The organism is Devosia ureilytica (assembly GCF_024273195.1).
Classification (GTDB): domain Bacteria; phylum Pseudomonadota; class Alphaproteobacteria; order Rhizobiales; family Devosiaceae; genus Devosia; species Devosia ureilytica.
The window spans coordinates 41,626-54,368 of record NZ_JAMZCU010000007.1; the positions used below are offsets into that span (position 1 = coordinate 41,626).

The following is a 12,743-nucleotide window of genomic DNA, read 5'->3' on the forward strand; positions in this document are numbered from 1 at the left end:
GCTTCAGCCCATATCCGGGAAGGCGACGACGCGGCTGCGGCCCTGGGCCTTGGCAGCGTAGCAAGCGGCGTCGGCCTCGCCCATGAAGCCAAGGGGCGACGCAGGAGTTCCACCGATGACGGTCACCCCGGCGCTGGCGCCGATCTGATACTCGCGACCGGCCCAGGAAAACACCAGCGCGCCAATGGCCCGGACGATCTTTTCGGCAACCTGGCGGCCATTGCTGATCGGGCAATCCTCAAGGATCACCGCAAACTCGTCGCCGCCGATGCGCGCCGCCATGTCGTGGCTGCGGCAGACGCCCTTGATGGTCTGGGCTACCTGGCGCAGCAAGGCGTCGCCGGCGGCGTGACCCGCCGTATCGTTGACGGGCTTGAAGTGGTCGAGGTCGAGATAGACCAGGCAATGCTCGCGTGCACCATGGCGCGCGGCCGCGATGGCATCGGACAATGCGCGCTCGAAGGCGGCGCGATTGGGCAAGCCGGTGAGGTCATCATGGGCCGCAGAATGGGCCAGTTGGCGCTGCAGGGCGCGGCTCTGGGTGACATCCTGGAACACCAGCACGGCGCCGCTCAACTCGCCATTCTCGCTCATCACCGGAGAGGCGGTACAGCGAATATCGCGCTGCGGGCCATCATGGGCGCAAAGAACGCTGTCGTCATCGGCCTTGATCTGGGTGGCACTGTCGAGACAGGCACGCACCGGACAGGGCAATTCGCCATCGTCACGCTCGCTGCGCAGGCGGAACACATCGCTGACGGCGCGGCCGACGGCCAGCGATGCCCGCAGGCCGGTGAGCTTTTCAGCGGCCGGATTCATGAAGACGACCTGGCCATTGAGATCGGTGGAAATCATGCCATCGGCCATGGCTTCGAGCGTCACCCGCAGCCTTTCCTTTTCAGCCGCCAGCTCCTGCTCCATCACCTTGAGGCGCGTGATATCGGTATCGGTGCCGATGGTGCGGATGGGGTTACCCTCTGCGTCCCACTCGACTGGCCTGCCGCGGCTCAATATCCAGACGTAGCTGCCATCGCGCTTGCGCTCACGATATTCAAGCGCGTCGAAATCGCTGTCGCCCATGTCCTGCCTGTCGACATTGGCCAGGATGTGCGGACGATCTTCGGGATGCACCCGCTCGAGCCATCGCTGCTGGTCGCCATCCACTTCTTCCTCGGGTGGAATGCCGCGCATGACGCGCCACATGCGCGAATAGAACATGGTGTCGTTGCGAATGTCGTGGTCCCAAACGCCCTGCCGGGCGCTTTCCAGCGCGAAGTTCCAGCGGCTTTCCGAATAGGCCAGCGCCTCCTCGGCCTTCTTCTGCAATTCGATGCTGGTGATCTGGATGATGAGTTGGCGCGGCGCGCCGGGCCGATCCTCGAACAGGGTTGCCGCCACCATGACCCAAAGCACGGTGCCATCAGCATGGTGCCAGCGATGCTCGCCTCGGTATTGATCCGTCTCGCCCCGCGCCAGCCGGTCAAAATGCAATCGTGCGTCGCTGCGATTGTCGGGGTGAACAAGATCGAACACATTGAGCGGGGCGGCCTCGCTCCAGCGATAGCCCATCACAGCCGCAAAGGCCCTATTGGCATAGATGATGCGGCCATCCTCGCAGGCGAGGATCATGCCGATGGGGGTAGCGTCGAGCAGGCGCACCAATGCGGAACCGGCCCGCGGAATGCGGGCAAGTCCGGTCATCGCGTCGAGTTTTGGCGCCGTTACCATGCCGTCATATTCGCCCGCGAGCCTTAACAACTGGCTTCGCGGCGATCACATTTGCGCGGCCTCGCCCTACCCCAGGCGCGAGAAGATAAAATCGCGTTCCAGCGCCAGGCCCTGCCATTCGCTCGGATGGTCGGCATCAAAAATCAGCGTATAGGGGCCGACATAGGCTGCCTCCTCGGCCGCCGCGACACAGAGGCCATAATCGGCCTCGTCGAGCTGTCCATGGGCAAAGCTTGCCTTGGCGTGGCAGAGCGCCGCCCGGGGGAAGATGGACTTGAGCCCTTCATATTTGTCCGGCCCGGTCCAATTGCCGAAATCGGCCAATAGGCCGACCTGCCCTTCGAGCCGGTCCAGCAGTTCGTGCACCGCATCGGGCGTCGAGAGCAGGTCGAACCAATTTTCGGTAAATAGCTTGAGCGGGGAGCCGGCATTGACCGCCAGCAGTTCCTTGAAGCCGGCCACCGAGCGGGCGATGGTTTGCGGGGTCGGCCGCTGCTTGCCGGCAATGATGCGGGCATTTTCGGCCCCAAGCGCGTTGGCGACATCGACCCAACCGGCAATCCAGCGCGTGTCACGCTCGCCATGGACAGGGTCGGTCATGTCGCCAGCGTCGATGAGAAGGGTCTGAAGGGTCACGCCCGACACACGAAGCTGGTCGCGCAATTCGCCCAGATAGACCGGATCGCGGCTGCGCAGGTGGAAGGACACCAGTTCGAGGCGGTTGTAGCCATGATTGGCGAGGACCGATGGCAGGCCAAGCAGGGATTCTTCGCCCTCGCCATAGGTATCATCGCCGTCGCCAATCGCATCGGTGGTCAAGTCGTGGGGGTAGATCGTGCCCAGATAGCGGTGCAGGGACCAGGTGGATACGGCGATGCGCTGGTTCGGGTCGGCCATTGAAGACTCCTCTTTTGTCTTGAGAGTTCCACGACCCTGCGCGCCGCGCAAGGCGGTGGAATAATCGTTGACTTGGGCGGCGTGCTTGCGCCACCTGCCCTCATCGGGACGCAATGGGGGCAGGGCGATGACTGAGACCGGAAGAGGCGGCGTGGCCTATGCCAACCGCGAAAAGGCCTATTTCGACAGGCGAGGACTCGTGCGCCACGCCAATGCCTGGCACCTCTGGGCGCTGGGCGTCGGCGCCGTGATCTCGGGGCACTTTTCCGGCTGGAACGGCGGATTGCTGCAGGGTGGCTGGGGCGGCATGCTGCTGGCGACGCTGATCGTCGGGCTGATGTATCTGGGCCTGACGTTTGCCATTGCCGAAATGAGTCCGGCCCTGCCCCATACCGGGGGCGCCTATTCCTTTGCCCGCACTGCCATGGGCCCCTGGGGCGGGTTCCTCACCGGGCTGACGGAAAATGTCGAATATGTGCTGGCCCCGGCGGTCATCGCATTCTTCATCGGCTCCTATATGACCGGCATTTTCGAGACACCCGAAGCCTGGCAGCCGGCCTGGTGGGTGGGGTGCTACCTTGTGTTCGTGGGCCTCAACATGTGGGGCGTGGCGCTGAGCTTTCGCGTCACCGTGCTGGTGACCCTGCTGGCGCTGGCGTGCCTCGTCGTGTTCTGGATCTCCGCCCTGCCCAATATCGACTTTGCCCGCTATGCGCTCAATGTGGGGCCAGGCGGCGTCGAATTGCCCGAGGGCAATGGGCCGCTGCTGCCCAATGGGATCATGGGTGTGTTCATGGCCATGCCCTTCGCGGTCTGGCTGTTCCTTGCCATCGAGCAATTGCCACTGGCTGCCGAGGAAAGCATGGACCCCAAGCGCGACATGCCGCGCGGCATTATCCTCGGTTTCCTGACGCTCTCGGTGTCAGCACTGGCCGTGCTGACGCTCAATCCCGCGGTGGTCGGGGTCGGCTCGTTTGCGCTGGGCGGCTCGGGCGAACCGCTGCTCGACGGCTTCCGCGCCATTTATGGCGATGGCCTCGCCAAAGTGCTGGCGCTGGTGGCCGTGATGGGGCTGGTGGCTTCTTTCCACACGGTGGTCTTTGCCCAGGGGCGGCAAATCTATTCGCTGAGCCGCGCCGGCTATTTCCCAACATTCCTCTCGCTCACCCATGACCAGCGCCGCACCCCACATCTGGCCATGGTGTTCGGGGCGCTCGTCGGACTGGGCGTGCTCGGCGCTATCTGGTTCCTCGCGGGTGAAGACAGCCGCGGCTCGATCATTGGCTTTACGCTGCTCAACATGGCCGTCTTTGGCGCCATGCTGAGCTATATCATGCAGGCACTGAGCTTCATCCTGTTGCGCCGCAACTTCCCCCAAATCGAACGCCCCTTCCGCAATCCCTTCGGCATTGCCGGCGCGGTCGTGACCATGACGATCGCCGCAGTTACCCTGTGGTTCCAGCTGGGCGACCCGACTTATCGTGCCGGCATATTCGGCGTGGCGCTGTGGTTCGGCGTTTGCATCGCCTATTTCGCCCTTTTCGGACGCCATCAGCTTATTCTGTCACCGGAGGAGGAATTTGCGGTGGCGCACGGGAGGGAGCGGAGGACTTAGTCCACCCTGCCACGCGCGGCCACCGCGACAGTCTCCACCAGTTCGCCGTTGCGGATCAGATTGATGCGGTCGAAGAGGTTGGTGACCGGGCAGCAGTGATTGGGGATGATACGGATGCTGTCGCCGATCTCGGGCTTGGTGGCGCAGGCGGAAACGTCAAGCGTGCCGTGTTCTTCACTGAGACCCACCACTTTCGCATCGGGGTATTCGACGACATGGCCGTGGCCGGTGAGACCGAGCAGATCGCTGGTCAGCGCCTTGGAGCCGGCATCGATGATGACGCGCGTTTCGGTGGGGCGCGAGACGACAGTGGCCAGCACCGTCAGGGCGCAATCGTCGAAGTCGGCAGCACCGGCGGCGACCTGCGAGCGGTCCATATAGATATAGGTGCCGGGGCGATATTCGGTGGCGACGCGGGCCGCCTCGTCCATGTGCCATATGTCAGGCGTACCGCCAGTGGTGATGGTGGGCAGATCGACGTTTTCGCTGGCGAACAAGGCTTTGGCGTCGGCCAGCCATTGGGCTGCTGCCTGGTATTTGCCGGCGGCGGGGTAGGTCATCAGCCCGGCGAAAGCCAGGCCCGGCGCGGCGATGATCCCGCGGGCCAGATCCAGCGCGGCAGTGGGCGATTGCACACCACAGCGGCCCATGCCGGTGTCGCATTCGACGAAAACCCCAAGAGGGCGGGCCGGATCGGTGAAGGTTCCGGCAAGGCCAGCGACACAGGCGGCGCTATCGGCGACGGTGCGGATGGTGACGCGCTCATGCAGGGCCTTGAGGCGCTGGAGCTTGGCTGCGCCGATGATGTTGAACGTCAGCAGCAGGTCGGAAAGGCCAGCGTCGGCCATGACCTCGGCTTCGCCCAGCTTTTGCACGGTGATGCCGACGGCGCCCAATTCGACCTGGCGCTTGGCGAAGAACGGCAACTTGTGGGTCTTGATATGGGGGCGCAAGGCGATGCCGGCCTTGTCGGCAGCGGCCTGGGCCTTTTTGAGATTCGCGTCGGCGCGGTCGAGGTCGATGAGGACGGCGGGCGTGTCGAGTTCGGAAAAATGGGTCATTGCGCCCTCAGCACTTCATTGACGAACCGAAGGTTTCCGGCGGTGAGACCGGCATCCACGGGTATGGTGACACCCGTGACGCCGGAAGCGGCGTCGGAGGCAAGGAACAGAGCAGCGTTGGCGACTTCAGCCGGGCTGACCATGCGGCCCAGAGGATAGTGCGGCAGCACATTATCGAGCAGGTTCGGATTGGCGGCGAGACGGTGATCCCAGGCTGGGGTGCGGACCGAGCCGGGCGCCACCACATTGGCGCGCACCCCCTGCCCGCCACGCTCGACGGCGATGGCTTTGGCATAGGCAATCAGCCCGGCCTTGGCTGCCGAATAGGCCGGATTGCCGAAATGGGCGAGCGCGTTGACCGAGGAAATGAACACTACATTGCCCGCGCCGCGCGCGGCCATGGCTGCGGTGATCGAGTCGACCAGCGCATAGGCGCCACCGAGATTGATGGCCATTTCGCTAGCCCAGATATCGTCGTTTAGCTGGCCCAGATGTTCGGCGCGGGTGAAGCCGGCATTGGCGATGACGGCGTCGACCACGCCATGGGCGGCAATGTCGGCATCGATTGCGGCGCGGGTGGCCTTGGCATCGGCCTGATCGAAGAGGACCGTGCGGAGGAGCGGCAGTCCGTCGAGCAGGGTTGCGTCTCGGTCCGCGCCGACGACCTCGGCGCCTGCGGCATGAAAGGTCTCCACCAGGGTGCGGCCAATGCCGCCACCAGCGCCGGAAATCAGAACTGTCTTGCCGTCGAGGCGGAAGGGACTGGCTGTCATTGGTCGTTCACCTGCACAATAAGAACCCCCACCCTTGATCCCTCCCCACAAGGGGGAGGGAGACGATGAACACTGGCCCGGCGCCTGCGCCTCCCTCCCCTTGATGGGGAGGGAATGAGGGTGGGGTGGGGCCGCGTGCGCTACCCTCACGGCCCCTTATAGGCCACGCATTCGATTTCGACCTTGCAGTCGACCATCATATGGCTCTGCACGCAGGCACGGGCCGGCGGGTGCTCACCGAAGTAGGACTTGTAGACCGCGTTGAAGCTCCAGAAGTCGCGCGGGTCATCGAGCCAGACGCCGCAGCGCACCACATGCTCCAGCCCATAACCGGCCTCTTCGAGAATGGCGATGACGTTCTTAATGGTCAGGTGCGTCTGCTCGATGATGCCAGTGCCGACAATCTCGCCATCCTTCATGGGCACCTGGCCCGAGACATAGAGCCAGCCACCGGCCTCGACGGCCCGGGCGAAGGGCAGGTTTTGGCCACCGGCCCCGGACTTTTCTGCGCCATAGCGTTTGATCGGCATTTCCATCTCCATCTCGGCACCTATGAAAGTGAATTTCTTTTGCGATGCTATTTATCGCCAGAATTTCATATTTTCAGCGGCCATGCAGCCCCAAAATGTAAATTTCTTACGTGAACTTACGTGGCCACTGGTGTAGCGTGGGGTATCCTTCTGCGCCATTTCAGTTCGGAATTCAGAGCCTTGCGCATTTTCACCGCTGCCCTTGCCACCGAAACCAATACGTTTTCGCCCATTGCCATCGACAAGCGGGCGTTCGAAGCCTCGCTGCACGCCAAGCCGGGGCAGCATCCGGCAACGCCAACGCTGTGCACCGCGCCGATCACCGTCGGGCGAGAAGTGTGCGCCCGCGAAGGGTGGACCCTGATCGAGGGCACGGCCAGCTGGGCCGACCCGGCGGGACTGGTGGCGCAGGCAACCTATGAGGAGCTGCGCGACGAAATCATCGGCCAATTGCACGCCGCCATGCCGGTGGATGGGGTGGTGCTGGGCCTGCATGGCGCTATGGTCGCGCAAGGCTATGACGATCCCGAGGGGGACCTGCTGAGCCGTATCCGCGCCATTGTCGGCCCGGACGTGCTGGTCTGCGCCGAGCTTGATCCGCATAGTCATCTCACCGCCAAACGGGCGGATGCCGCGAACTTCTTTGTTTATTTCAAGGAGTTCCCGCACACCGATTTCGTCGACCGCGCGCGCGACCTGTGGTCGATAGCCGTGCGGGCGCTGAAAGGCGAGATCAAGCCGGTGATGAGCATTTTCGACTGCCGGATGATCGATGTTTTTCCCACCTCCAAGCAGCCGATGCGGGGGTTCGTCGACAATCTCATGGCGCTCGAAAAGTCCGAGCCGGGCCTGCTCTCACTTTCGGTGGTGCACGGCTTCATGGCCGGTGACGTGCCGGCAATGGGCACCAAACTGCTTGCCATCACTGATGATCGGGCCGATATGGGCGCGGCGCTGGCCGAAAAGCTCGGGCGCGAACTCTTTGCCATGCGCGGCACCTTCATGGTCAGCCAGGTGGATGAGGTGGTTGCCGTGGACGCCGCGCTGGCCGCGCCCAAAGGGCCGGTTGTCATTGCCGATGTGTGGGACAATCCGGGCGGCGGCACGGCGGGCGATGCCACGGTGATCCTTGCTGAACTGATCGCGCGCGGCGCGACCGATGTTGCCGTGGGCACCATCTGGGACCCGATTGCGGTGCAGATTTGTTTTGCCGCCGGCGAAGGCGCGGTGGTGCCATTGCGCTTCGGGGCCAAGTCGGCACCGATGACCGGTCAGCCCATCGACAAGCGTGTCACGGTCAAGCGGCTCAAACGCAATGCCGAGATGAAGTTCGGCGACAGTTTCGCACCTTTTGGCGACGCCGCATGGGTGCATTTCGACGGGATCGATGTGATCCTCAATTCCACCCGGGCGCAAAGCTTTGACCCGAGCCTGTTTTCAGCCCTGGGTATAGATCCGAAATCGCGCAAAATCCTGCTGATCAAGTCGACCAACCATTTTTACGACTCGTTTTCCAGGATCGCCTCGGAGATCGTCTATTGCTCGGCGGGGAAACCCTATCCCAACAGGCCGGCGGAAACGGACTACCGCAAGGCGCGCAAGGATATCTGGCCGATGGTGGAGAACCCCTGGGCTTGACGTTGTCCCGCCGGGCAAATCTCCCCGGCGGAGAGATTTGAAACGACAAGGCCATGCGCGCTGTGCTCGAATTGCAGGGCTTTTGAGTGGCTTCGCGCCTCGGGCGACATACGCCTCACTCGTCTCGGGCTTCGCCCGATCCACCCTCTCCCCGATGGGGAGAGGAATAAGTGGCGAGTGCTCTGCACGGTGGCTTCAAACATTTGCGGCATTGTGGGTGTTGCGGCCCCCTCCTCCGCCCTGCGGGCACCTTCTCCCACAAGGGAAGAAGGGAAAGCTGTGCCTACTCCGCAGACCAGTGGCCGTACATGATCGGCATCAGCCCGACCATGGACTTGAAACGGTCCCAGCTCTTGCGTTCGGGCAGGGTCCAGCCCGCTTCGGCGATGGCCGAGAGGCGCGGGAAGACCAGGCGGTCGAAGATGGCGCGGTCGGTCATGCTCTCCGACCAGATGCAGCTCTGGATGCCCTTCAAATGCTTGAGGCCCTCATCGGAGAAACCAGCGCGAGCCTCGAACTCATAGGTTTCCTGCGGCCCGGACCAGCCGGCCCAGCCGGCGCCGGGCTCGGCCCAGCTGACGCCATTGGCCATGTCGAGATAGTAGCGCTGGCCGGGCGAGACGACGATGTCGAAACCGCGTTCGGCCAGCGCCGCATTGATCTCCACATTGCGCCAGCCGATGACATAGGAGGTGGCCTTGTCGACCGCGTCGCCATGCGCCGCTTCTTCCCATCCACCGGTCACCGCGCCCTTGGACGCGATATATTTGTGGACGCGGCGGATGAACTCGGCCTGGATGACGGCTGTGGGCGAACCCTCGATTTCGTCGGCGCCATGGTGGTTGCCGAGCTGGTTGAACTGGGCTTCGTGCTTCTTGCGCATGGCGGGGCCCGCCATCTTCTCGATCATATCGAGAGCGAGCGGCGAACCGGACCAGGCGGCCAGCGGCACCTCGTCCGCGCCGAGATGGAAAATGCCAGCGGGGAACAGCTCGAGCACTTCGTCCACGACCTTTTCGACGAAGCGATAGACCGGCTCGTGGGCCGGGTTGAGGCTATTGTTTGGGAACCCCTGGACCGACTGGTACTCGCCCTTTTCATCGGGGTCGCGCAATTCGGGCAGCGCCTGCAGCGCCGCGTAGAAATGGCCCGGCATATCGATTTCGGGAATGACGGCAATAGCCAGATCATCGGCCAGGGCGACGATCTCGCGCACAACCTTCTTGCTGTAAAAGCCGCCGGTGGGCTGCGGACCGGAGCCGAGCAGCGGCGGCAGGGCCTTGCCGTGACCGCGCCAGGCAGCGATTTCGGTCAACGCCGGATAGGCGTCGATCTCAAGCCGCCAGGCTTCATCCTCGGTCAGGTGCCAGTGGAACTTGTTCATTTTGTTCCAGGCCATGAGCCGGATAAGACGGCTGACTTCGGCACCGGTATAGAACTGGCGCGCCACGTCGAGATGGCTGCCGCGGAATTCAAAGCCCGGTTCGTCGCTGATCACGCCGCCGGTGGGGAAGGTGAAGGTGCCCGGATATTGCCGCGCGCCGCGCAGCATGTGGCCCAGGGTCACGAGGCCATAAAAGAGACCCGCGCGGGTGGTCGCCGAAACCGTGGCGCTGTTTTCGGCAAACGTGATTTCATAGGCTTCGGGACCGAAACCTGCTTTTTCCATGACATGAACCGGCATGCCGGCTTCGGATGCCGGACGGACGATGGCCTCGACCGGGAACAGTTCGGCGGTGAGATTGGCAAAGGCGGCGGCGGCGCGGGTCGCCAGTTCGCCATCGGGCATCAAATCAAAACCGACCGGGGCAATGCGGCTGCCCTTGGTATCGACATGGCGGGGCCAGGGAATGATCGAATGCGGGGCTGGCGATTTGGCCGGAACCGGGAAACGCGCCGCACCCTTGAGCAGGGGCGAATTGTGGCCCTTGCCCTGGGTCGGCGCCGTCGGAATGGCGATGATCTCGCCACCTTCGAGAACAACATAGGCTGAATTGGCGCCGTCGCTCCAGTGGCGGAGGCCATAAGAGAGGCCGCGGGCGGTGGCGGTCCAGGTTTCACCCGGCCGCAGCACGTAGCCGTCGGGCGGTGCGATCATCGTGTGGTTGGAAAGACGCCTCAGGAGCTTGCCGTTCTCGAGCGTTGCATGCGGATCGATACGGGCAGGGCCGGAGAAACCGAGTTGAAAATTGGCGACGGGTGCATCGCCCGTATTGGTCAGCTCCAGACCATAGCCAAGCGGCTCGCTATCGGTTGCGGGGGACCAGGTGGTGACGAGGGAGAAGGAAAAAGCCATTGAAATAACTCTGTCATTGAAGTCTGAGCACGGTGGCGGGCGCAACACCCCCACCCTTGGTCCCTCCCTACAAGGGGGAGGGAGACGATGAGCATTGGCGCCTCAGCCTGCGCCTCCCTCCCCTTGATGGGGAGGGATTGAGGGTGGGGTGGGGCCGCAGAATGGATTTCGGGCTGCAAGCACCCCCGAACCACGTTGCATCAATCCCCCAGCGGCTGGGCGTCGTCGCCGTCACGGTTGACGACGAGCTGGTGTTTAATACGGCGCATGCTGGCGACGGCGGAGGAGCCGAGGCGGGCAGCAATAGTCTGGCTGAGGATGTCCAGCGTCGCCAGGAAGGCGTAGCGGCCGGGCGTGGGACGCAGGATGTCCTGGTTCTCGCGCCACTGTACGGGCAGCAAAATATCAGCCTGCTCGGCCAGCACCGAGCCGGGGCGTGTCACCACGATGCGGGTCATGCCATATTCGCCGGCCACCGACAGCGCCTTGACCAAGGGCACATTATTGCCCGAGAGCGAGAAGGCGATGAGCACCGTGCCCGATGGCGCCGAGGCGGCGCGCATCATCTGCACCTGGTGGTCGGTCGATGCCGTGACCTTGAGCCCCAGACGGAACAGGCGCGCTTCGGCTTCATTGGCCATCATGGATGACGAGCCGCCCGAGCCAAAGCTGAGCACGAAGCTGGATTTGCACAGCGATTCCGCCGCCCGTTCGATGGCGTCAAAATCGATGCGATCAAAGGCGTCATAGATGGTGGACTGGATGCCGTTGACGACGCCCTGGGCGATCTCGCGGACGCTGGATGGGCCGGACGCCGGGGCGAAATAACGTTGCCCGACAAAGCGGGACTGAGCCAGTCGCACCTTGAAATCGGCATAGCTGTCGCAGCCAAGGCGCCGGCAAAAGCGGGTGACGGTGGGCGGAGACACTTCCGCCTGCGCCGCAAGATCGACAATGCTCATCTTGAGCACGCTATCGACATCGGCCAGCACGATTTCGGTGAGGGCCCGTTCGGAACGCGTGAATGCGTCCTTCTCGGTTTGCAGCAGCCCAACAATATCCAGCATCGCGCGTCCCCCTCAACCGGTGCGACCGGATTAGTAGACCGCCAGGCCCTGGGCGTCGAACAAATGCGCCTGTGCGACATCAAAGCCGACACGGACCGGCTTGCCATCCTGGATGTCGGGTGCGCCCTCGAACAGGCCAATGAAGTTCTCGCCACCCGGCAACGTCGAGTAGGAAATCGTGTGGATGCCCAGGTGCTCGACGATGTTTGGCGTGGTTTGGATGATGAACTCGCCCTGGTTGAGGGTCAGGTGTTCGGGACGGATACCCAGCGTCACGTCCTGGCCGGCCACTTCGGTGCTGGCACGCGGCACTTCGATGACGCCCAGGGTCCCCAGGTCAACGGTAACCTTGGTGCCGTCGGCGGCACGCACCTTGCCGGAGATGAAGTTCATCTTGGGCGAACCGATGAAGCCGGCGACGAACAGATTGTCGGGCTTGTGGTAAAGCTGCAAGGGCGAACCAATCTGGCTGATTTCGCCGGCATTGAGCACCACGATCTTGTCAGCCATGGTCATGGCTTCGATCTGGTCGTGGGTCACATAAATCATGGTCGAACCGAGGCGCTTGTGCAGCTCCATCAGTTCAATGCGCATTTCCGAGCGCAGGGCGGCGTCGAGATTGGACAGCGGCTCGTCGAAGAGGAAAATCTTGGGCTGGCGAACGATGGCGCGGCCGATGGCAACGCGCTGGCGCTGGCCCCCTGAGAGCTGGCCGGGACGGTGCTGCAAACGGCTTTCGAGCTGGAGCACCTTGGCGGCGGCCTGGACGCGGCTTTCGACCTCGGCCTGGGGCAGTTTCTCAACGCGCAACGGGAAGGCGATGTTCTCATAGACACTCATATGCGGATAGAGCGCATAGGACTGGAACACCATGGCGATGCCGCGTTGCACGGGCGGCAGGTCGTTGACGACGTTGCCGCCAATTTCGATCTCACCGGCGGTGACGTCTTCGAGGCCGGCGATCATGCGCAGCAAGGTCGACTTGCCGCAACCGGATGGACCGACGAAGACCACGAACTCGCCCTCGGACACATCCAGGTCGATGCCCTTGATAATGCGCGCTTCGTTGAAGCTCTTTTCGAGGTGCTTGAGGCTCAGCTGCGACATGGTTCGCGTCTCCGGCGAATGAAATCTCGTT

General features: G+C 63.3%; 10 protein-coding genes. 2 read left to right on the forward strand and 8 right to left on the reverse strand.

What is annotated here, in order from left to right; genetic code table 11:
* Positions 1-3 precede the first annotated feature (3 nt).
* Both NIM87_RS16480 and NIM87_RS16485 read right to left on the reverse strand, forming a co-directional pair.
* Positions 4-1,758 carry a PAS domain S-box protein gene (locus NIM87_RS16480; protein WP_254675799.1) on the reverse strand — a complete coding sequence of 585 codons (1,755 nt, stop codon included), beginning with the start codon at positions 1,756-1,758 and terminating at the stop codon, positions 4-6.
* 36 nt (positions 1,759-1,794) lie between these two features.
* A complete protein-coding gene (locus NIM87_RS16485; RefSeq protein ID WP_254675800.1) occupies positions 1,795-2,625 on the reverse strand; it encodes a sugar phosphate isomerase/epimerase family protein in 831 nt (276 codons plus the stop codon).
* A gap of 127 nt (positions 2,626-2,752) precedes the next feature.
* On the opposite strand from NIM87_RS16485, the gene NIM87_RS16490 reads away from it, so the two are divergent.
* Positions 2,753-4,240 carry an amino acid permease gene (locus tag NIM87_RS16490; protein ID WP_254675801.1) on the forward strand — a complete coding sequence of 496 codons (1,488 nt, stop codon included), beginning with the start codon at positions 2,753-2,755 and terminating at the stop codon, positions 4,238-4,240.
* On the opposite strand, the gene NIM87_RS16495 is transcribed toward NIM87_RS16490, so the two are convergent.
* The 3 genes from NIM87_RS16495 to NIM87_RS16505 form a co-directional block, all read right to left on the reverse strand.
* A complete protein-coding gene (locus NIM87_RS16495) occupies positions 4,237-5,301 on the reverse strand; it encodes a D-TA family PLP-dependent enzyme (RefSeq protein WP_254675802.1) in 1,065 nt (354 codons plus the stop codon). The two genes, NIM87_RS16490 and NIM87_RS16495, sit on opposite strands and share 4 nt — an antisense overlap.
* The gene (locus tag NIM87_RS16500; RefSeq protein ID WP_254675803.1) at positions 5,298-6,074 is read right to left on the reverse strand and encodes an SDR family oxidoreductase; all 777 of its coding nucleotides are present in this window, start codon (positions 6,072-6,074) and stop codon (positions 5,298-5,300) included. The genes NIM87_RS16495 and NIM87_RS16500 overlap by 4 nt, the downstream gene beginning before the upstream one ends.
* A 146-nt stretch (positions 6,075-6,220) precedes the next feature.
* Positions 6,221-6,604 (reverse strand): RidA family protein, encoded by a 384-nt coding sequence (locus NIM87_RS16505; RefSeq protein ID WP_254675804.1) that lies wholly within the window; start codon positions 6,602-6,604, stop codon positions 6,221-6,223.
* Positions 6,605-6,784: 180 nt separating this feature from the next.
* On the opposite strand from NIM87_RS16505, the gene NIM87_RS16510 reads away from it, so the two are divergent.
* Positions 6,785-8,242, forward strand: a complete 1,458-nt coding sequence (locus tag NIM87_RS16510) for a M81 family metallopeptidase (RefSeq protein WP_254675805.1) — start codon at positions 6,785-6,787, stop codon at positions 8,240-8,242.
* A 283-nt stretch (positions 8,243-8,525) separates the two neighbouring features.
* Here NIM87_RS16510 and NIM87_RS16515 read toward each other — a convergent pair whose 3' ends face one another.
* The 3 genes from NIM87_RS16515 to NIM87_RS16525 all read right to left on the reverse strand — a co-directional run bounded on the left by NIM87_RS16515 (position 8,526) and on the right by NIM87_RS16525 (position 12,712).
* Entirely contained in the window at positions 8,526-10,538 is a 2,013-nt protein-coding gene (locus NIM87_RS16515; RefSeq protein WP_254675806.1) for a beta-N-acetylhexosaminidase, read from the reverse strand.
* A gap of 200 nt (positions 10,539-10,738) precedes the next feature.
* On the reverse strand, positions 10,739-11,605 hold the full coding sequence (locus NIM87_RS16520; RefSeq protein WP_254675807.1) for a MurR/RpiR family transcriptional regulator: 867 nt from the start codon (positions 11,603-11,605) through the stop codon (positions 10,739-10,741).
* Positions 11,606-11,635: 30 nt separating this feature from the next.
* Positions 11,636-12,712: an ABC transporter ATP-binding protein gene (locus tag NIM87_RS16525; protein ID WP_254675808.1), complete on the reverse strand. Its 1,077-nt coding sequence runs from the start codon at positions 12,710-12,712 to the stop codon at positions 11,636-11,638.
* Positions 12,713-12,743 lie beyond the last annotated feature (31 nt).